15 protein-coding genes are annotated in these 20,845 nt (G+C 50.5%); 8 read left to right on the top strand and 7 right to left on the bottom strand.

Annotated elements, in window-relative coordinates:
- Window positions 1-19 precede the first annotated feature (19 nt).
- Together ABD949_RS12855 and ABD949_RS12850 are read left to right on the top strand one after the other, a co-directional pair.
- Entirely contained in the window at window positions 20-2,419 is a 2,400-nt protein-coding gene (locus ABD949_RS12855; protein ID WP_345244063.1) for a TonB-dependent receptor, read from the top strand.
- A 20-nt stretch (window positions 2,420-2,439) separates the two neighbouring features.
- Window positions 2,440-3,333, top strand: a complete 894-nt coding sequence (locus tag ABD949_RS12850) for a DUF4249 domain-containing protein (protein ID WP_345244061.1) — start codon at window positions 2,440-2,442, stop codon at window positions 3,331-3,333.
- A 281-nt stretch (window positions 3,334-3,614) separates the two neighbouring features.
- On the opposite strand, the gene ABD949_RS12845 is transcribed toward ABD949_RS12850, so the two are convergent.
- A complete protein-coding gene (locus tag ABD949_RS12845; protein WP_345244059.1) occupies window positions 3,615-5,726 on the bottom strand; it encodes a ComEA family DNA-binding protein in 2,112 nt (703 codons plus the stop codon).
- A 119-nt stretch (window positions 5,727-5,845) separates the two neighbouring features.
- Window positions 5,846-7,108 (bottom strand): hypothetical protein, encoded by a 1,263-nt coding sequence (locus ABD949_RS12840; protein WP_345244057.1) that lies wholly within the window; start codon window positions 7,106-7,108, stop codon window positions 5,846-5,848.
- A 169-nt stretch (window positions 7,109-7,277) separates the two neighbouring features.
- Between ABD949_RS12840 and ABD949_RS12835 the strand changes: the two genes are divergently transcribed.
- Entirely contained in the window at window positions 7,278-7,904 is a 627-nt protein-coding gene (locus tag ABD949_RS12835) for a thymidine kinase (protein WP_345244055.1), read from the top strand.
- Window positions 7,905-8,011: 107 nt separating this feature from the next.
- On the opposite strand, the gene ABD949_RS12830 is transcribed toward ABD949_RS12835, so the two are convergent.
- Window positions 8,012-9,472, bottom strand: a complete 1,461-nt coding sequence (locus ABD949_RS12830) for an NADP-dependent isocitrate dehydrogenase (RefSeq protein WP_345244053.1) — start codon at window positions 9,470-9,472, stop codon at window positions 8,012-8,014.
- Between the two features lie 143 nt (window positions 9,473-9,615).
- Between ABD949_RS12830 and ABD949_RS12825 the strand changes: the two genes are divergently transcribed.
- From ABD949_RS12825 to ABD949_RS12815, 3 genes are all read left to right on the top strand, one after another.
- Window positions 9,616-10,998, top strand: a complete 1,383-nt coding sequence (locus ABD949_RS12825; RefSeq protein WP_345244052.1) for a cytochrome P450 — start codon at window positions 9,616-9,618, stop codon at window positions 10,996-10,998.
- Between the two features lie 74 nt (window positions 10,999-11,072).
- Window positions 11,073-12,053, top strand: a complete 981-nt coding sequence (locus ABD949_RS12820; protein WP_345244050.1) for a pyruvate dehydrogenase complex E1 component subunit beta — start codon at window positions 11,073-11,075, stop codon at window positions 12,051-12,053.
- A gap of 261 nt (window positions 12,054-12,314) precedes the next feature.
- The gene (locus ABD949_RS12815; RefSeq protein WP_345244048.1) at window positions 12,315-12,650 is read left to right on the top strand and encodes a hypothetical protein; all 336 of its coding nucleotides are present in this window, start codon (window positions 12,315-12,317) and stop codon (window positions 12,648-12,650) included.
- Between the two features lie 6 nt (window positions 12,651-12,656).
- Here ABD949_RS12815 and ABD949_RS12810 read toward each other — a convergent pair whose 3' ends face one another.
- From ABD949_RS12810 to ABD949_RS12795, 4 genes are all read right to left on the bottom strand, one after another.
- Window positions 12,657-13,472: a sulfite exporter TauE/SafE family protein gene (locus ABD949_RS12810; protein WP_345244046.1), complete on the bottom strand. Its 816-nt coding sequence runs from the start codon at window positions 13,470-13,472 to the stop codon at window positions 12,657-12,659.
- Window positions 13,473-13,559: 87 nt separating this feature from the next.
- Window positions 13,560-15,059 (bottom strand): APC family permease, encoded by a 1,500-nt coding sequence (locus ABD949_RS12805; RefSeq protein WP_345244044.1) that lies wholly within the window; start codon window positions 15,057-15,059, stop codon window positions 13,560-13,562.
- A gap of 137 nt (window positions 15,060-15,196) precedes the next feature.
- Entirely contained in the window at window positions 15,197-18,217 is a 3,021-nt protein-coding gene (gene secDF, locus ABD949_RS12800) for a protein translocase subunit SecDF (RefSeq protein ID WP_345244042.1), read from the bottom strand.
- Between the two features lie 114 nt (window positions 18,218-18,331).
- Entirely contained in the window at window positions 18,332-18,718 is a 387-nt protein-coding gene (locus tag ABD949_RS12795) for a hypothetical protein (RefSeq protein WP_345244040.1), read from the bottom strand.
- A 161-nt stretch (window positions 18,719-18,879) separates the two neighbouring features.
- Here ABD949_RS12795 and nadC point away from each other — a divergent pair, with 161 nt between their 5' ends.
- Together nadC and nadA are read left to right on the top strand one after the other, a co-directional pair.
- Window positions 18,880-19,713 (top strand): carboxylating nicotinate-nucleotide diphosphorylase, encoded by an 834-nt coding sequence (nadC, locus tag ABD949_RS12790; RefSeq protein ID WP_345244038.1) that lies wholly within the window; start codon window positions 18,880-18,882, stop codon window positions 19,711-19,713.
- 61 nt (window positions 19,714-19,774) lie between these two features.
- Entirely contained in the window at window positions 19,775-20,776 is a 1,002-nt protein-coding gene (gene nadA, locus ABD949_RS12785) for a quinolinate synthase NadA (protein ID WP_345244036.1), read from the top strand.
- Window positions 20,777-20,845 lie beyond the last annotated feature (69 nt).

The raw sequence follows: 20,845 nt of genomic DNA, 5'->3' as shown, positions 1-20,845 counted from the left end.
ATCCCCTGAATAACTTGTCATGAAATATACTGTATGCATTAGTCTGCTGATTTGGTTTAGCAGTATTCTTCTATTTACTTCCTCCGTATATGCTCAGGATAAATTAACCATCAGCGGCTATGTTAAAGATGCGGCTAATGCTGAGGGGCTCATCGGCGTATCGGTGTATGTGAAAGAACTCGGTACCGGCGCCGTTACGAATAACTATGGATTTTATGCCATTACAGTACCCCAGGGCTCTTATACGCTGGTTGTTTCGTATGTAGGGTATGGTAGACAGACGTTGCCGGTTACGCTTTCCGCCCAGAATGTCCGGCTGGATATCGAGCTAAAAGAAGAGGGCCGCGAATTGCAAGAGGTAGTTATATCGACAACCCGCGAAGACGATAATGTGAAGAATATCGAGATGAGCGTTAACAAAATCGAGATGAAGACCATTCAGCGCATTCCGGCGCTGCTCGGTGAAGTTGACGTAATTCGGAGTATTCAGTTGCTGCCGGGCGTCAGTACGGTTGGTGAAGGCGCTACAGGCTTTAACGTCCGCGGAGGTAGTATCGACCAAAATCTGGTGTTGCTCGACGAAGCACCGGTGTATAACTCGTCTCATTTGTTCGGCTTCTTTTCGGTATTTAACCCGGATGCGGTTAAAGATGTCAAGCTCATTAAAGGAGGTGTACCAGCGCAGTACGGCGGACGTATTTCTTCGATCTTAGACGTGCGCATGAAAGAGGGCAACGCCAAAAAGCCGGAGCTGTCGGGCGGTATCGGCGCAATATTTAGCCGGTTGGCCTACGAACGGCCACTGTTCGGGGGCAAAGGCTCGTTTATTGTAGCGGCCCGCCGGTCGTATGCCGATATTCTGGCTCAGCCGTTCCTGAAGGGTGATCTGAAAGGCTCCCGGTTTTTCTTCTACGATCTGACGGCAAAAGCTAATTATCGCATTGACGATAAAAATACACTGTACCTGTCGGGCTATCTTGGTCGCGACGTATTTGGCGCTGACTTCGGTTTCAATTGGGGAAATACCACCACCTCCTTTCGATGGAATCACGTATTCAGCGATAAGTTATTTCTGAACACCACCGCTTTCTACAGCAATTACGATTACCTGCTCGACAGTGATTTGAAGCGGAAAGATGAAAACAAAGGCGACTACTTCCGCTGGAGGTCCCGGATCATAAATTATAGCATCAAGCCAGACTTCACCCTGTTCCTGCGCAACAATACACTGACGTTTGGCGGGCAGGCGATTCTGTACGATTTTAGACCCGGTACGGCAACAGCCGCCAGCGCTGGCGATGTACGTACCTTCGGACTCGACAGCAAATTTGCCCTGGAAAGTGCGCTGTACATTGGCAATGAGCAGCAGGTGAGTCGTCGGCTACAGTTGCAATATGGGTTACGCTACTCGCTGTACAGCTACATTGGCCCCGGCGAAGCTTATACGTTCCAGACCGATGTGCCCGCCGGTGAGCGCCGTTTTCCGCTTATCGCCCAAACGCGACGCTACGATCGCCTGGAGCCCATTAAAACGTATGGCAACTGGGAGCCCCGCTTCTCGGCCAAATATGAGCTGACGGACCTAAGCTCACTGAAACTGAGCTACAATCGGCTGGCGCAGTACATACACCTGGTTTCGAACACTACAGCTTCTACTCCGCTTGATGTATGGACACCGTCGACTAATAACATTCGGCCGCAGATCGCCGACCAGTTGGCCGCCGGCTATTTCCGAAATTTTGGTTCATCTGGTAGTGACTACGAAGCCTCTGTCGAAGTGTATTACAAATGGCTGCAAAACCAAATTGACTATATAGATGGAGCCGACCTGCTCCTGAACAAGTTTCTGGAAGGCGATCTGCTGAACGGCAAAGGCCGGGCCTACGGAGCCGAGTTTTACGTGAAAAAAAATAAAGGAACACTTAACGGCTGGGTGAGCTACACCCTGGCCAGAACCGAACGCCAGGTAGAAGGGGTCAATGAGGGACGTTGGTTTCCTTCACGTTTTGATAAGCGGCACACGCTGAATGTTGTAACGCTATATGACCCGGAATTTGCTAAGCGATGGAATTTTTCGGCCACATTTACACTAAGTACCGGCACCCCGGCAACATTCCCAACTAATCGGTTTGAATTTCAGGGTATTGTAACGCCCCATAACAGCGAAGGCGCCCGTAACAACTACCGGATTCCTCCCTATCACCGGCTAGATCTTTCGGCTACTTTACAGGGTAAGCGCCGGCCCAATCGCCGGAATCAGGATAGCTGGGTATTTTCGGTGTATAATGTCTACGCCCGGAAAAACCCTTTCTCGGTATTCTTCCGAGCCAATGCCGATAATCCCCGAATTACCGAAGCAGTACGCTATTCCATCTTTGCTACGGCCATTCCGGCGGTTACCTACAACTTTAAGTTCTAAGCTATCCAACACCATTCATCATGAAATACTATTCTCTGTTTTTATTAGCCATAGTTGGATCACTGATTTTCAGTAGTTGTGAAACCGTTATTGAGGCTGATCTGGATGAGGGACCCGAGCAGCTTTCCGTTGACGCCATTATAACCGACCAACCGGGTGTACAAACCATCCGCCTGACCAAAACAGCGCCATATTTGGCCAATCGTCCAACACCTGCCGCTACGGGAGCTGTTGTAACGGTGACTGATAATACCGGCAGGATTTATCAGTTTACCGATCCGGATAATGACGGCAATTACACCTGGCAGCCCACAACTACCGACACCCTGGGACAGATTGGCCGTACATATGTGCTTCGCATTCAGTATCAGGGAGAGGAATATCAATCGCTCTCCCGCATGAACCGCGTACCGACGGTTGACTCTATTATTTTCAGGAAGGAGAAGGTAAGTCCACTGCCAAATGCTGAAGAAGGATACCAGGCTGAGTTTTTTGCCCGGGATCCAGCGGGAGCGCCCGACTACGCCCGGATTCGCTTTTTCCGGAACGGCGTCTTACAAAACCGCCCTAACGATCTGGTTGTTACATATGACGGTGCCTTCAACGGCAGCGGAAATACAGATGGATTACTGTTTATCCGACCGATTCGCCAATCTATTAATCCTGAGAATTTTTATGCCGAAAACGATACGGTGACGGTTGAGATCCAGTCCATCACCCCCGAAGCTTTTTACTTTTTTCTGGAACTGCGGGAGCAGGTTTCCAACGGTGGATTATTCGCAACCCCACCGGCTAATGTACCTACCAATGTCGTGAATGCTAACGCGAGCGGGCCTAAAGCGACGGGCTTCTTTATTGCGTCGGCCGTCCGAAATCGGACCGTGCGGGTATCGCAAGAGGCAATTCGTGACTGAGAATGCGTAACATAAATTAGTTGGAGGCAATTGGTTTACCAAACCTTCGGAGTACCAACTCCCTCGTAGCAATCCAGCGCAGAAGACTTACGGGAATAATGAGCAGTAGAAACGCAACCAGTAAAACAAATGACATTATAATGCGCTCTAATAGTTGAAAATTGTTTCTTTCTCTCATGTGTTAGTTACATACTTCCTTGGCGGAATGCAAATTTATTCGTTTTGTAAAGATTTCGAAAGCCTGTATCTATAAACTGACGAACTAGGACCAGTGTTGTCAATTAAAAGCGCCAGCGAGCCTGAACCTTCATCTCTGACTGGTGAGGAGCATTAATTTTGTCGAGGTCAGAGCCAATGGTTTGCTGATTTGATAGATGAGTACGGGACCATCGCAGCCACACATCGAGGTGCCGGTTCACGGCATATTGTACCATCAGGTATTGGCGTTTACCCCGATTGTTATAAGCCGGAAACGAGAAGGCGTACAGCACATCGCGCTCGTAGGCATATTGCCGGCTATCATAATCATCAGTACCGAAAAAAGCCATACGCCCGCTGATACTCCACCTTCCCCGGTCATAGGAAGCATCCTGAATTAGCGCAAAGCCTTCAGACGGATCGGCACCGATATACCGGAAGCTCCCCCATTGTACCCGCGACCGGAGCTGTAAGCCCCAGATGGGTGAATACTCCGCGTTTAGCACCAATACCCGGCGAGTCGTACCTGTTACCTCCTTTGGCGTGGTTTTACTACCAGGACGGTTCTTCTGCTTATGCTCCTCGTGATAGCTGGCGTGAAACGACAATTTTTTCGTTGGGGTATAAACTGCCTGTAGCAAAAAATCATGCCCTCGCGAAGGCGAATCAACCAGATAACGCAGCCAGGGAAAACGGAAACGGTCAATAAACCCGGCTACTGAAAACTTTCGGTATACAGAATATTTTATACCTACGTACGCTCCGCTTTCATTGATGGTGCGGGAGCCTTCTCCAAAAGCGTTGGCGTAGAAACTGTGAAAGTTGCGGTCATAGTGCCGGAGCAGCAGGGCCATATCCAGGCGACGGCTCAGGCTCACCAGCGCTCCGCCCACGGCTCCGATACCACCGCTAAAGGTTTTAGAACCGCTGCTGCGGGCTACTTCTCCAAAGAGATTCACGTTCTGCCAGACGTAGCTGCCGTGCAGCCCAGCCACCAGGTTTCCCCTGCCCGTAAATTCGTACTGATTGTAGGGGAGGTTTCTCTTTTGGAGGTTCTTTTCAAAAGACGTATGCAGGGCAGTCAGGCCAAGTTGTAGTCGGGTATTGGGGTGGTAAAGCAGATGTCCCCCTGCGTTTTGCTCAGTCAGAATCGCCCGGTCTTCCCGTTCGGCGGTCGTTCGGTGAAGGCCGGCTGTCAGCAGTGACGTTACCAAGGCTTGTTCTGTGGCCGTGGCTGCCTTAATGTTGGCGTCGCGCCGGTTACTGGCTAGTAGTAACGTCAGGTCAAGTTTTCGGTTTAGCGCGTAGGTAGCGGTAGCTCCGCGCAGGTAGCCAAACTCGCTCAGCGAGGTGTAGGGCCGCGCTCCCAAGGTAGACCGGCGGATGCTTTGTACCGTTTCGGCACCCTTGCCCAGGGCAAACCCGGCAGATAATACGAGCCCCTGCCCAATCTGCAGCTGATAGTCGCCAATAATGATGTTCCGCCAGCGACCCCGGTTCTGCACCTGCCCGTGGAATGATACATAATCAAAGCCATATTGGTAGTTACCCGGTTGCCAGCGCATCTGTTCCCCGGCATCTTTTTCGACGGTGAGCCCAAAACTATAAGCTCGTGGGCGGCTGTACCGATACCGCACATACCACTGCTGCGAATCGCCAAGGTAACGCGCGGGTAACTTCCCGTTTTTAGCAGGTTCGGCGGGTGTAAAGCCCTGTTGCTTCTCCAGAATCTGTTCGTACCGGATAAGGAGGTAGTGATTGGCCGGATTCGGTAAGCGATTAAGCAGCGAGTTGTTGCCTTCATCAATGGTCGTAAAGTACATCAGCCGCCGGATGGTGGGCAGGTCAAAATCCGGTACAGCCTGAAGTTCATACATTGACAGGAGCGATCCGTACGCGAACCGGTACGTCAGCAGACTGGTAATTTGCTGCTCCGACAGCAGATAGGTACTAGCCAGTTCATCCCGCGTTGCCGTGTTCAGGTTCAGCGGGTTGGTATAGAGCTGGTACAGCGCATCGTACAGTAATGCGTAATCGACGTCTTCATTTTGTACCGTCGTCAGATTTTGCAGCAGTTCGTTAATCAGCGCATCCGGTCGTGTAGCCGGCGGACGGGCAGAAAAATGTTGCGGCCGGGCGGGCAAGCTTATCGCTAGCCCGGCGGCCGCCAACAGAAAGCAGTAAAAATGTTTCAATGCGTCTTTTCAACAGCTAAGGCCACCAGTACCGGGGCCGGTTATCCGGCTGAAAAGAAAAGCCCTGTTACGCTGATGGTTGGTCGTTTTCATTATGACGACCAACTATCGGAAAGGTATCAGGCAAAGCGACGTTTTAATATTTCAACCAATTCGCTGACCTCGTCGCTGCTCATATCCCAGAGGTATTGCAGCGCATAACGGTATGAGATCAGATCCAGCGCCTGCCCGTAATTTTCCACCTGATCCAGTTCGCTGATGGCTTCGTTATACGTATTGGCGTTACCGTTGAAGAGTTGATTGATAAAGCGGAATTTCTGATTCAGCGAAATACTCTTGGCAATACTCTCAATAGGTGCCCGGTGAAATGCTTCGCCTAACGAGGCCGGTGCCTCCTGTGAGCTGCGCAGGTTATCATTGATCGTCGCTGTTTCCGGAACACCTGGTGCTTCTACGGCCGTAGGCTGGCTGATAGCGGTAGCCGGCATATGGCTCGGCTGGCTAATAGGCGCTACCGGATGTGGCTGGTGGTCGCCGTTCAGAAACAAGGGGCCGCCCGTAGGAGTCTCCTCGGTAGCTACTCCATTTACCGGCTGCTCCACTTTGGTAACCGAAGCTTCGACCGGAGGAGCCGCGTGATGCTCTTCCCGGGGCGTATCCGCCCGAGGTGTCTCTGGCTTCGGTGTGTCTACGGTATCCAGTTCGGTATCGAAGAAAGAACGGGTCGATTGAACGGCAAAGCTCTCCGGGACATTGCTTCGCAGCAACGTTGTCAAGTCCATCGGTACTTTTTCGGAGAATAGCGCCACGTACTTGTCGGGTTTCTCCAGCTCATGGCTGCGTTGGGTCAGGATCTCGTCTACCAGGCTAAGGGCCTGATTGACGTAGAGGAAGGGTTTACCGTTCATGCGCTGCTCAATGGTGGCCGGCACAAACTTGTTGATCTGGGTGTAGCGGGTTAATTGCTTGGCCGCTTCGACCGTCAGTGAAAAGTCTGGCTGGTTACGGATTACCTCATCGAAGTGGAAGCGGGGGTCAAACAGCATCACCAGCGTTCGTTTGGTGGCATCGGCCAGCAATGGTTCGAGGTGCTCGCGCCGGACACAGATATGCTGCGATACCACGTTCATGAATACACGCAGAGCCTCCTCCACATCGGGGTGCGTAAAGTCAAAATAGTGACTGCGGAACTTCTCGGCATCCGCTTTCCACTTTTCAAACAGACTACTGATGACGAACAAATTAATCTGTGTGATGGGGGTTAGGTTCAGAATTTCTTTTCCGTTGATAACGGTGTGATTACTAAAGAAATCAGCGGCCACCCGACGTGCGTAGGACTTACTGTATTCGCTCAGTACGTTATTATTGAATTTGTTCGACATTGGTAAAAATCTTTGCTTTGTAAATGGTATTGATTTTGGCTGGACCCAGTTTTTTTATTGTATAAGTTAAAAAAGTGGGGAAATGTTGGGTCAAGTTATTGAATTCCACCGCAAAAAACAGGCCTGATTCCAGAACCACCAGATTAACTTATTTAACGTAGACCGGCATATGTTTATTGAACCGAACCGACGGCGTGAACCGCCCCATTTACGCACCGGCTGGATTGAGGTGATCTGTGGCTCGATGTTCTCAGGAAAGACTGAGGAACTCATCCGGCGGCTCAATCGGACGCGTATTGCCAAACTCGATGTACGCATCTTTAAGCCCACCCTGGATACCCGCTATCACCAATATGATATTGTCTCGCATAATGCTACGTCTATTCCGTCTTATCCCGTGCAGCGGGCTAAGGATATAGCCAATCTGGCCGCAGGCAGCGATGTTGTGGGCATTGACGAGGCTCAGTTTTTCGACCTGGAAATTATAGATGTCTGCACCCAATTGGCGAACGATGGTAAACGGGTAATTATCGCGGGGCTGGATATGGATTTCGAAGGGAAGCCTTTCGCCTGTATGCCTCAGTTAATGGCCGTTGCCGAATACGTCACCAAAGTTCACGCGATCTGTGTAGTATGTGGCGATATCGCCAATTACTCCTACCGGCTGGTACCGTCTAAAGACAAGGTGCTGCTCGGTGAAACCGACAGCTATGAAGCCCGTTGCCGCCGGTGCTTTAACCTCGGCAATGACGCTGGCCGCAAGGAGTGGGTCTACGAAGATGAAGGTATGCATTGACGACAATACAATGGGTTCATATTAGCCCTTCATAATGATGCAATTGCTGCGTTACTGTGCAGGTATAAGCACGGTAGCGCAGCAATCTCCCCAAGCCTGTAACCGGCTCATTCTCCCTGCCCCATTGAGTATCCCGGAACGCCGTCGAAGGTATACAGGTTCTCTAATTTAGTGGTGTCAAACCCTCCCTGATGAAACTGCATCAGCAGGTGACTGATATGCTCTTTCTGGATAGGTGTACCACTGCCCTGCTCGTGCATAAAACGGCACCGCCATTGGTCTGAACAAAACGTCTCCGGCATGCCGTCCGGATACACCTTGACCCCCCGGTTGGATACCATCTGTAGTTTTAGCGGACTGCCGTTGAACTGACTGACCGCATCGCCAAACTGTTGAGCCGTGCCGTCGGGCCAGTCAACAAATATATCAACCCCAACGAGTTCTTTGGTTTGCCGTGAGCGGGTCTGTGTTTTCACCGATGACACTGTCGTGTCGGCATGCGAATTATTGTAGTAGACGGCTTTAAAGTGCTGCGGCTCCTGCCCCAGCCGTTCAATTACGGCATCGGCAAAGGCCTTGGTGCCGACGCGCTGCTGACTGACACCCTCTTTGTAAATGTCGCCGGTATGGATACCATCTTCAATGGTACGTAACCAGGCGTTCTGCACACGGGTTGCTACATCGGACTGCCCAATATGAACCAGCATCAGAATAGCACCCTGCAGCAGGCCCGACGGATTGGCGATGCCCTTACCTGCAATATCCGGAGCCGAGCCATGAATGGCCTCAAACATGGCACAATGGTCACCAATGTTAGAGGAGCCACCCATACCTACCGAACCGGCAATCTGGGCCGCAATGTCGGAAATAATGTCTCCGTAGAGGTTCAGCGTCACAATCACATCAAACCGTTCGGGCACATCGGCCAGCAGCGCCGAGCCGATGTCAATGATGTAGTGCTCCTTCTGAATGTCAGGGTATTCATTGCCAATTTCATCAAAGACCCGGTGGAACAGTCCGTCCGTCATTTTCATGATATTGTCCTTTGACAGACAGGTAACTTTTTTGCGGCCGTAGGCGTGGGCGTACTCAAAGGCGTAGCGGATGATTTTTTCGCAGCCGGGCCGGGAGACAATTTTCAGGCAGTGATATACCTGTTCTGTCTGGCGGTATTCGATGCCGGCGTACAGGTCTTCCTCGTTTTCCCGGATGATAACCAGGTCCATCTGCGGATGTTTGGTAGCCACAAACGGGTAATAAGCCTGACAGGGGCGTACGTTGGCGTACATACCAAGCGTTTTGCGGGTGGTCACGTTCAGACTGACGTACCCACCGCCCTGGGGTGTGGTGATGGGTGCTTTTAAGAAGACTTTGGTGCGTCGGAGCGAATCCCAGGCCCCCGCTTCAATGCCATTCTTGACACCACGGGTATAGACCTTTTCACCGATTTCAATTATTTCTTTTTCCAGTTGAGCGCCGGCTGCTTCCAGGATGCGGAGGGTAGCATCCATGATTTCGGGGCCAATGCCGTCGCCGTATGCGACTGTGATGGGAGTTGTTTGTGCCATTTTGGGTATTTCCGGAAAGGTATTCTCTTAATTAACTATGTCTTGCCTGCCATAGGTCAGCTTATTTACTGACAGGTCCGGAGGCTTACCACAGAACCGGAACAAATCTGCTGTATCTTTACTATACTTTTCTCTTTCAGACAATGGCTACAGTACAACAGACTCAACGATTGATACCCCAGGTGAAAGGGGCTCCGCTGGTGGGGAATACCTTTCAATTTATCCGCGACCCGCTGGCATTCTTGTCCCGGTTGCAACAGCAGTATGACCGTCTGGTGCGGTTTACCATTGCCAACCGTCTGGTCACGCTAACGCTCACACCCGAAGATGCCAAGCATATTCTTCAGGAAAATAATAAAAACTTTGTCAAAAGTGATGCCTATAAGGTACTATCGCTGTTTCTGGGAAATGGCCTGCTGAACAGCGAAGGTGATTTCTGGCGTCGGCAACGGCGGCTGGCCCAACCGGCGTTTCACCGGCAGCGGCTGGCTCTGCTGGTGGATACCATGGTTCAGGAAACGCAGGAACTGGTGGAGCGCTGGAAGCAGCATACGACCGCACTACCCGTTGATATCTCGGAGGAGATGATGAAGCTGACGCTGGAGATCGTAACCCGGTCGCTGTTCAGCTCCGATGTGAAAAAGCACCTGGGCAACATCTCAAAGGAGATTACTACCATTATTGAATTTGCCTACGCGGAGTTACACAGCTTCGTGCATATTCCAACCCACTATCCTACGCCCCGTAACATCCGGTACCGCCGGGCGGTAGAGAAAGTGGAGGGGATTATTTACGACATCATCAACCAGCGCAGGGCCGAAAAAGCTAGCGGCAACCATGTCCGGTACGACGATCTGCTGGAGATGCTGATGGAAGCCCGCGATGAAGAGACCGGCGACCAGATGACCGATAAGCAACTCCGCGACGAGGTAACCACCATTTTTATGGCGGGCCACGAAACTACCGCCAACGCCCTGGCGTGGTCTTTGTACCTGCTTGCGAAACACCCGGAAGTAGCCAGTAAAGTACGGGAAGAGGTACATCGGGTAATTGGGTCAGAGGGCATACCTACTGCCGAAACCGTGCGCGCGCTCAGCTACACCCTTCAGGTTATTCAGGAGACGATGCGGCTGTACCCGCCTGCCTGGCTGTTTGGCCGCAAGCCCGTTATCGACGAACCACTGGGCGAGTATGTACTCCCGGCTAACTTTGGCGTGTTGATTTGTCCGTACCTGCTGCACCGGGACCCAAAGCACTGGACAAACCCGGATCAGTTCAACCCCGACAATTTTCTGCCGGAACGGTTAAAAGAGCGACCTGCCTACTCGTATATTCCTTTTGGCGGAGGGCCCAGGCTGTGTATCGGTAACAACTTTGCGCTGATGGAAATGCAGGTTGTGCTGGCCTTGCTCGTGCGGACGTTTGACTTCCATACTACCCGCCGGAACGTGATTGAGCCGGAGCCGGGTATCACCCTGCGGCCTAAAGGCGGGCTACGGCTCAGGATAAGCCCAATGAGCATTTAAATAGCCGGTTTGAGAATTGGCCCGTTATGCCTAATTTTGGAATCGTTTTCTACTGACCACATAAACGAAGTCAAATGAGAGAGATACAATTCCGCGAGGCTCTACGCGAGGCTATGTCGGAAGAGATGCGTCGCGATCCGCGTGTGTACCTGATGGGCGAAGAGGTGGCCGAATATAACGGTGCTTACAAAGTAAGCCAGGGTATGCTGGACGAATTTGGTCCGGAGCGGGTTATCGATACGCCGATTGCCGAATTAGGCTTTGCCGGTATTGGGGTGGGCTCGGCAATGAACGGGTTGCGGCCCATTATCGAGTTTATGACCTTCAACTTCTCGCTGGTTGCTATCGACCAGGTGATTAATTCCGCTGCTAAGGTAATGTCTATGTCTGGCGGCCAGTATTCTGCGCCTATTGTGTTTCGCGGGCCAACTGGTAACGCCGGTATGCTGTCGTCGCAGCATTCGCAAAACTTCGAGAACTGGTATGCTAATACCTCGGGGCTGAAGGTAGTTGTACCTTCTAATCCGTACGATGCCAAAGGCCTGCTCAAGTCATCGATCCGCGACGATGACCCGGTTATCTTTATGGAGTCGGAACTGATGTATGGCGACAAGGGTCAGGTGCCTGAAGAAGAATACCTGATTCCAATTGGTAAAGCCAATATTGTCCGGGAAGGCAATGACGTAACCATCGTGTCGTTCGGCAAGATTATGAAGGTAGCCTTACAAGCTGCTGAAGAACTGGCTAAAAATGATATTTCAGCCGAAGTGATCGATCTGCGTACTGTTCGTCCGATTGATTACCAGACGGTGATTAACTCAGTAAAGAAAACCAACCGGTGCGTGGTGGTAGAGGAAGCATGGCCATTGGCTGCTATTTCGTCTGAAATTACCTACCACGTGCAGCGCTATGCTTTTGATTACCTGGATGCACCTGTGGTGCGGGTCAACAGCCTGGACCTGCCGTTACCCTATGCGCCTACTCTGATTGAAGCGATTTTACCCAATGTGAAACGCACACTACAGGCTGTAGAATCAGTCATGTATAAGAAATAGGTATAATTGCTAATACAAAAGAAAAACGCCGGGGTGTATACCCTGGCGTTTTTTGTGACTTCCTGCAAATAAGTTACGGTCGGTGACAGTATCCTTTTTGTAAGAAGCTAACATTTATAAAACACTAATCTTTATAGAATTGTTCAGGGGTTGAAAAATAAGTGAATAATTTTGCGGTATAGTTCAGTGTATCAGCATTTTTTCTGAAATAGATACTACTTAAGCCGCCACTAACCTGTAGTAAGAAAATATGATAATTCTATGAGGAGTCAAGCCCAAACCATTTATGAGGTTACTGTTCAATATATTGGCTCACTCAGCACCGTACGGCAGCGTGACCCGTTTACCGTTTACTTTTCGAATTTGACGAAAGCTGTCGAGGCTGTGATCAGCCATTTAGCCCTGAATGGCTGGCCAATCAAAATAAATTATTCGGCGGTGTACCGGAGCCTTAAACAGCGGGGAAGTTATTACTGCGATTTCGATGTAGCCGGAGCCAAGGTTTTTCGCATTCGGATTACGCCCCGCACGCTTAACCCGGTTCTGACCACCCTGGGAATTGACGAAAAACCCACCGAACCACTCCGTAAAAAGTGAGGCTATTTAGTAAAGCTTTACAAGCTCGCTGCCAATGATATAAAAAGCCACCACCAGCACAAACCAGCCAAATCCCTTCTTCAGCTGCACCGCTGGTACCAGGCGCGAAAGGTACATACCAACGAAAATACCAACGATAGAGAAAAAGGTAAATCTGACCAGAAATGGCCAATCTAAATCCGGCCGGTGCAGGTCTCCCATAAAGCCAACAAATGAATTGACAGCAATGATCAGGACGGATGTGCCCACGGCCATCCGCATTGGTAACCCTGCCAGTAATACCAGCATCGGCACAATCAGAAAACCGCCCCCGGCTCCGATGGTGCCCGTCAGCATTCCAACAGCCAGCCCATCCAGCGCCAGCAATCCCAATCTCGGCCGTTTAAAGACACGGTCTGCCCGCCGGGGCTGCCGGTGACGAATCATGGCCTGCGCGGCCATAATCATAACAAAGGCAAAAAAGTACAGAATAGCTGTGCTTTTCGAAAGTTCATAGGTGCCCAGTCGCAGAAATGGATCGGGTATGGCGGGAACCAGCCAGCGCCGGGTCAGGTATACCGAAATAAAAGAGGGGACAGCAAAGGCTGCGGTTACTTTAAAGTCGATCCGTTTTTTAAGACCATATCCTACAGAACCGACAAATGAGGTTGTGCCGACTACAAAAAGGGAGTATGTCGTAGCCAGTACCGGCTCGATCTGAAACAGGTAGACAAAAATAGGCACTGTCAGAATAGACCCTCCCCCGCCGGCCAGCCCAATAACCAAACCGGCTACAATAGCCGCAGCATACCCAATTAATTCTGCGAAGGAGAACACCGGCATAAAATCATAGCTAGACCAATACGCATAGTATTAACGAAAAAGCCCCTGCACAAGGCAAGGGCTTCAGGATTACTTATCTAAACGGTATTACTCCGGGTTATTAAGCTTGCTGTGCTTCCGGCTGTACAGGAAGTACACAATGATACCCAAGGTACCCCATACTACGAAAGCAATCTTGGTATCGGTCCTAAGATTATACATTAGGTACAGATTCGCCAGAATACCGCAGGTAGCAATTACTGGCAACGCAGGTGTTCTATAAGGGCGCTCCAGATTCGGTTCACGCACGCGCAGCAGCCACACGGCCGCACATATCATTGCAAACGCCAGCAGCGTCCCGGAACTGCACAACTCCGAAACTTTATCGATTGGCGTCAGGGCAGCTACAACAGACACGACAAAACCAACAAAGATCGTGCTCTTCCAGGGTGTTTTGAATGTCGGATGAATGGACGCAAACAACCCCCTCGGCAGCAGGCCATCCTTCGCCATACCCAGAAAAATCCGGGTCTGACCCAACATCATTACCAGCATCACCGAAGTCAAACCGGCAATAGCGGCAATGGTGATAATATACACCGCCCAGGTTAATCCTACGTCAGAAAATGCCTGCGCTACCGGAGCTTTCAGATCAAGGCTGTCGAAACGAACCATACCTGTCAGCACCAGCGATACCAGAATGTAAAGCAGGGTACAGATAATGAGCGATGCAATAATGGCGAATGGGACGTCCTTGCGGGGATTTATTGCCTCACCGGCCTGCGTGGATACCGCATCAAAGCCAATATAGGCGAAGAATACAATGCTGGCTGCCGTAACAATTCCGTTAAATCCAAAATGTTCCTGGCCAGCCGCATCCGTCACTGTTGCCGGGATAAACGGTGTCCAGTTTGAGATGTCGACATAGAATGAGCCGGCGATGATTACGAAAATCACAACCGTTACTTTCAAAATCACGATCAGGTTATTAGTGCTGGCGGCTTCTTTGATACCCTTCACCAGAATATAGGTCACCACCCAGACAATCAGAAATGCCGGCAGGTTAACCGCAAATGAAAATTCAGGAATGATCTGACCGGCCGCCCGCAGGGTTTCGGCTTTTTCCTGAGCCGTGACCGGATCATTCATCAGCCAGATTGGTAATTCAATATGGAAGAGGTGCAGCAGTTTTTCGAAATAACCTGACCAGCTTACGGCTACCGTGGTGGCACCCATCATGTATTCGAGAATCAGATTCCAGCCGATAAACCAGGCGAAAATCTCACCGACCGTGCCATAGGAATAAGCGTATGCAGAGCCCTCAACCGGCAAAATTGACGCAAATTCTGCGTAGCAGAGCGCGGCAAACGTACAGGCAATACCCGCCAGAACAAAGGACAAGGCCAGCGCCGGACCCGCCCAGTCGTGAGCAGCAATACCGGTCAATACGAAGATACCGCCCCCAATAATAGCACCGATACCCAATGAAGTAAGCCCCCAGCGGGTCAGCACCCGCTTCAGCTCACTTTTCTTCATGTCCTGCTCATAAGCCGCTAACGGCTTTTTTCGCCAAACGCTGTTGTCTCTCGTTTTTACTTGGGTTTCCATGAAAAGGAAGTTAGTTTGGAGAAATTAGTTGCTGATAAAATATTGTTAGGTATAAATGACGTGCTAACCTACAAAATTGCCTGTATATAGACACCAAAAGCCGGATCATATTGTCCGGCTCTTGGTGAATACATGGATTATGCCTGGGCAGGACGAATCTTGCCTTTAGACTGCCTGGCAGCAGCTGTTGTATCTGCCGGAGCGCTCGGCGGTGTTTCGTTGGCCTGCTCACGACTCATGGCGTCAACCACAATCGGCGTAGCCACAAACAGCGATGAGTAAGTACCCACAATAACCCCGATCAGCATGGCAAACGAAAAGCCCCGGATCGTTTCGCCACCGAAGATAAATAATACTAACAGTACGAGCATAGTCGAGATACCCGTTACGGCCGTACGGCTAAGCGTGCTGTTCAGGGCATTGTTGATAATGGCCGGTACACTCTCTCTGCGGCCCCGGTTCTCGTGCAGGTATTCACGCACCCGGTCAAAGACCACAACGGTATCGTTCATGGAGTAACCCATAATGGTGAGCAAAGCGCCAACAAATGCCTGGTCGATGTCGAGCGAGAACGGCAGGATACCGTTGAAGATCGAGAAAATGGCCAGAATCACGAGGACGTCGTGGAGCAGGGCCACCACGGCACCGTAACCAAACGATAGTCGTTTAAAGCGGATCAGGATGTATCCGAAGTTGACGGCAATGGCCAGCAGAATAGACCACATGGCCGAGATCAGAATATCGTAAGCAATGGTTGGACCCACCTTTTGTGAGCTTTCAATCCGTGCCGGATTTCCTTTAATATTGGATAGGCCTTTATAGATGGTTGATTCTACCTGCTTATCCGCTTCGGCATTGGTATTATCCATCTGGTAGCTGGTCGTTACTTTTACCTGGTTGGAGCCACCTACGCCGGTACCACCAAAGGTCTTCACTTCCGGTGCCGAACCCAGCACACTGGCCAGTGATGTACGGACGTCATCTGTGCTCACGGGTTGCTCAAAGCGAACCACATACGAGCGGCCGCCCTTGAAATCAACGCCTAAGCCAAAGCCTTTGAAGATAATGGAAACGATTCCCAGACCGATAATGATTGAGGAAATCGTGTAGTACGTACGACGGCGCGACACGAAGTCAAAGTGCGAGTCCTTAAACAGGTTTTTCGTCAGCGGAGATGAGAAGCTAAGCTGACCGCCTTTGTTTACGTACCAGTCCAGCAGCAGCCGGGTAATGAAGATAGCGGCAAACAGCGACGTACAGATACCAATAACCAGCGTTGTGGCAAAGCCCAGAATCAGCCCGGTTCCGAAAATGAACAGAATAACCCCGGTCAGCAACGTTGTTACCTGCGAGTCGATGATTGACGAATAAGCGTGCCTGAAACCGTCGGAGATTGCCAGCTTGAGACTCTTACCCATTGCCAGCTCCTCTTTGATGCGCTCATAGATCAGTACGTTGGCATCGACCGCCATACCAATCGTTAACACGATACCGGCAATACCGGGCAGCGTCAGAACGGCACCCAGTGATGCCATGATACCCATCAGGAAGGCCAGGTTGACAAACAAGGCTAAGTCAGCCACCAGGCCGGCTTTGTTGTAATACAATACGACAAAGGCCAATACGATCAGCAAACCAACAATCGAGGATATTATCCCAGCGTTAACAGCCTCAGAACCTAAGGTTGCACCTACTACATTTTCCTCAACAACATTAGTGGGTGCGGGTAGCTTACCGGCCTTAAGTACGTTCGCTAAGTCTTTGGTTTCTTCGACTGTAAAATTCCCGGAGATGCTGGAGCTACCATTGGGAATCTCGTTCTGTACGTTAGGAGCCGTATACACCAGGTTGTCGAGCAGGATAGCTACCGGACGGCCCACGTTCGCTGCGGTCAGTGCGCGCCATTTACGGGCACCCTCGGCGTTCATACGCATAGTTACTTCCGGGCGCCCACGCTCATCATAATCGTTAGAAGCATCCGTAATAACGTCGCCTTCCAGCGGAGCCTGGCCACCAGCTTTTTTCACAAAGTACAGCGGCAGAATTTCTTTGCCATCGTTTGTTTCCAGTGTTTTCCGATCCCAGGCAAATACCAGATCAGTTGGGAACAGTGAGCGCACTTCCGGGTCGTTCAGAACGGCGTTGGCTTTAGCCGTATCTTTCAGGTAAACGCCTAATTGATTCTGTGAAATCGGCACAAACAGGTTGGTCAGCGCAGCGTTCTGAGCCGCCGTAGCCGAGGTATCTTTCTTTGCTGTATCCGTAGCAGCATTCTGGTTACGCTGGGCAAGCTGGGCCTCCAGGCTAGAACCTGTCTTTGTGGTATCACCGGTTGTGGCCGACGGTGCTGCGGCTGTCTTCAGGGACTCTTTACGAGCCGCTTCCTGCTTCACCAGGTAAGCTCCCAGGCCTTCAATAGCCGGTGCCACTTCGTTAATGGTATAAACCTCGGTAAACTCCAGCTTGGCAGCACCCGTCAACAGGCGACGTACCCGCTCCGGGTTGTCAACACCCGGTAATTCGATCAGGATACGGCCACTACCCGGCAGACGCTGAATGTTCGGGTTTGCTACCCCAAATTTATCAACCCGGGCCTGAATGATTTTGAACGCCCGGTCAATGGCTCCGTCTACTTCTTCGTTCAGCAGACGACGCACTTCGGTATCCGACGACTGGAAGTTTATTTTACCCCGGTTGGCACTGGTAGCAAACACACTGGCCAGCTTGGTGTTCGGCGACAATTTTTTGAAATTGTCAATAAACAGGTCAACAAAACTCGACTGACTGCTCTTCTTGTCTTCAGCAGCCTGCTTCAGAGCCTCATTGAACTTAGGGTCACGGGTGTTACCGGCCAGCCCCCGCAGAATGTCGGCGGGTGATACCTCCAGCACCACATGCATACCACCCTGCAGGTCCAGCCCCAGGCCTAACTCACGCTCGGTGACTTCCTGAAGGGTGTTGCCCAGGTAAACTTCCTCTTTCCAGAGCGAGTCAATGTAGCGCTGCTTTTTCTTTATATCGACAACGCCATTCTTATCTGTGGCGTAAGCGGTAGCTTCCTGTTTGAAGCTTCGCGATACGTACGTAAACGACAGATAGTAGATGCTTAATAGGGCGATTACTACCGTCAGAACAATTATACCAGTCCGGTTTTGCATTTTAAATTATGTAAAAAGAGAGGATAATACGAATGAAAAAGATAAAGCAAGATGTACAGTGAGCCCCTGCGTAACAGCTAGTGACTACTGTTTACCATTTAACAGACCTTACAATCAGGGGGCGTTACTGGCGATATGATGGCCGAAGATGTGCCTGAAGTACGAGAAGTAGAAGTAGGGTACTTCAAAAAGGCGCGGGAGCGTTGGCTGGTCTACCATCAACAGCACGGATGGCGGTGGCAGCAAATACACTACGTGCGAAAAGTCAAAGGAAACGGCCGTTGTTACCACCGCTTCGAGCGAAGCTGCTTTGATAAAAAAGTCCGGCGATTGGTCGTTGGCTTTGTCGTTATCCTGCTTCGTTTGAACAGCCTGCTTGGCTACCGGTTGTGTGTCTGTCCACGCCAACCCGTTTGGCGTAACAATACCTCCCGTTACCAGCAGTAATAAGCCTGTCAGAAACAGACTAATTACTTGTATTATGTGGCGCTGTTCTCTCATAAAACACTAACGGAGGGCAAAGGTCGCTGGAATTTTGTAAACTTCCAAGCACATAGGGTTTTATACATATGAAATAGGACAATTACCGGGAAGAATTGCCCTCAACAGGTACAAATACAGCATTTCCGGGTTATTAGTTCATAACCGTTAATTTTGACCTCATGAATTTGCAAGAGTTTATCCGATTAGCCTTAGCTGAAGATATCGGCGATGGCGATCATACATCCTTATCTACCATTCCGGCCGACGCCCGGCGCCGGGCCAGGTTGCTGGTCAAAGAAGCCGGTATTCTGGCCGGTGTAGACGTGGCTTTGGCCGTCTTTGCTGAAGTTGATCCGCATTTACAGGTAACCGTTCAGATGCAGGACGGTGTGCCCATTAAGCCGGGTGATATTGTGCTAACCGTAGAGGGTAAGGCTCAGGCTATATTGCAGGCTGAGCGGCTGGTACTGAATTGTATGCAGCGCATGAGCGGTATTGCCACCTATACCCGACGCATGGTCAATATGCTGGAAGGCACCCGTACCCAATTATTGGATACCCGCAAAACAACGCCTAATTTCCGCATCTGCGAGAAAATGGCTACAAAGATCGGTGGTGCTGTCAATCACCGGTTTGGTTTGTACGATATGATCCTGATCAAGGATAACCACATCGACTATGCTGGAGGGATTGAAGCGGCCATTACCAAAGCGGTTGAGTACCTTCAGCGTACCGGAAAGCAGCTTCGTATTGAAGTAGAAACGCGCAACCAGGCGGAAGTGGAAGAAGTGATGCGGGTTGGCCAGGTCGATATTATACTGCTCGATAATTTTTCGCCGGACGGTATCCGCGACATGGTGCGACTGATTAACGGCCGGTTTATTACGGAAGCTTCCGGCGGTATCAATGAGACCAATATGCGGGCGTATGCTGAAACCGGAGTTGACTATATTTCGTCGGGAGCGCTAACGCATCAGGTCAAGAGTATTGATTTAAGTTTGAAGGCCTACTAATTTGGTTGCAACTACCAGCCATGATTTGTTGTTTATTGCTTAATACGACAAACGATAGCTAATGATACCATTAACCATAGAAGATGAAGTAAAGCAGATCGGCTACGTAAGCCGGTCGGTGCCCAAAGATAAAGATTTGGGAGAGGAGATCCGGCGGATGAAAAAAGAGAAAAACGCTGTAATCCTGGCTCATTATTACGTTGACGGTGCCATTCAGGATTTAGCCGACTACATCGGTGATAGCCTGGGTCTTTCGCAGCAGGCGGCCGCCACCGACGCTGATATTATCGTGTTCTGCGGGGTGCATTTTATGGGCGAAACGGCCAAGATTCTGTCGCCAGACAAAAAGGTGATCATCCCCGATATGAATGCCGGCTGCTCACTGGCCGATTCAGCACCGGCCGATAAGTTTGCAGCCTTTAAGGCGCAGTACCCGGATCATATCGTGCTGTCGTACATCAATTGTTCGGCAGAAATCAAGGCGCTATCCGACATTATTGTTACCTCGTCGAACGCGCTGAAAATCGTGGAGAGCCTGCCAAAGGACCAGAAGATTATTTTTGCGCCGGATGCGAACCTGGGCCGGTTTGTATCGAAGAAGACAGGCCGCGACATGGTGCTGTGGGATGGGGCCTGTATCGTTCATATCGATATATCACAGGAGAAACTGAACGCACTTCGGGAGAAATATCCGAATGCCAAATTCATTGCGCATCCGGAGTGTCAGGAGCATATTCTGAGTCAGGCCGATTTTATCGGCTCTACTACTGCGCTGTTGAAATACGTGGTAGAACAACCCGAAATGGAGTTTATCGTTGGTACGGAAGCAGGGATCCTGCACAAGATGAAGCAGGCTGTTCCGCATAAAAAAATTCTCCCAGCACCGGCCAATGAAAACAATACCTGTGCCTGCTCGGAGTGCCCATACATGAAGATGAACACTATCGAGAAGTTGTACAACACGTTGTATTACGAGTTGCCGGAGATTCGGGTGCCGGAAGATGTACGGGTTAAGGCCTATAAATCAGTTATGCGGATGCTGGAAATGAGTAAGAATCTGTAATTGTTGCGCCAACAATACAGAAAAGCTACTGCTCAACCTAGTTAACACTGGGCAGTAGCTTTTCTACTA

This window comes from Nibrella saemangeumensis (assembly GCF_039541915.1).
Classification (GTDB): Bacteria; Bacteroidota; Bacteroidia; order Cytophagales; family Spirosomataceae; genus Nibrella; species Nibrella saemangeumensis.
This window is presented reverse-complemented; position numbering and strand designations above follow the sequence as displayed.

Coding starts and splice junctions, on each gene's coding strand:
- ABD949_RS12855 (WP_345244063.1), top strand. CDS start 20: ATGAAATATACTGTATGCATTAGTCTGCTGATTTGGTTTAGCAGTATT.
- ABD949_RS12850 (WP_345244061.1), top strand. CDS start 2,440: ATGAAATACTATTCTCTGTTTTTATTAGCCATAGTTGGATCACTGATT.
- ABD949_RS12840 (WP_345244057.1), bottom strand. CDS start 7,108: ATGTCGAACAAATTCAATAATAACGTACTGAGCGAATACAGTAAGTCC.
- ABD949_RS12835 (WP_345244055.1), top strand. CDS start 7,278: ATGTTTATTGAACCGAACCGACGGCGTGAACCGCCCCATTTACGCACC.
- ABD949_RS12830 (WP_345244053.1), bottom strand. CDS start 9,472: ATGGCACAAACAACTCCCATCACAGTCGCATACGGCGACGGCATTGGC.
- ABD949_RS12825 (WP_345244052.1), top strand. CDS start 9,616: ATGGCTACAGTACAACAGACTCAACGATTGATACCCCAGGTGAAAGGG.
- ABD949_RS12820 (WP_345244050.1), top strand. CDS start 11,073: ATGAGAGAGATACAATTCCGCGAGGCTCTACGCGAGGCTATGTCGGAA.
- ABD949_RS12815 (WP_345244048.1), top strand. CDS start 12,315: ATGAGGAGTCAAGCCCAAACCATTTATGAGGTTACTGTTCAATATATT.
- ABD949_RS12810 (WP_345244046.1), bottom strand. CDS start 13,472: ATGCCGGTGTTCTCCTTCGCAGAATTAATTGGGTATGCTGCGGCTATT.
- ABD949_RS12805 (WP_345244044.1), bottom strand. CDS start 15,059: ATGGAAACCCAAGTAAAAACGAGAGACAACAGCGTTTGGCGAAAAAAG.
- secDF (WP_345244042.1), bottom strand. CDS start 18,217: ATGCAAAACCGGACTGGTATAATTGTTCTGACGGTAGTAATCGCCCTA.
- ABD949_RS12795 (WP_345244040.1), bottom strand. CDS start 18,718: ATGAGAGAACAGCGCCACATAATACAAGTAATTAGTCTGTTTCTGACA.
- nadC (WP_345244038.1), top strand. CDS start 18,880: ATGAATTTGCAAGAGTTTATCCGATTAGCCTTAGCTGAAGATATCGGC.
- nadA (WP_345244036.1), top strand. CDS start 19,775: ATGATACCATTAACCATAGAAGATGAAGTAAAGCAGATCGGCTACGTA.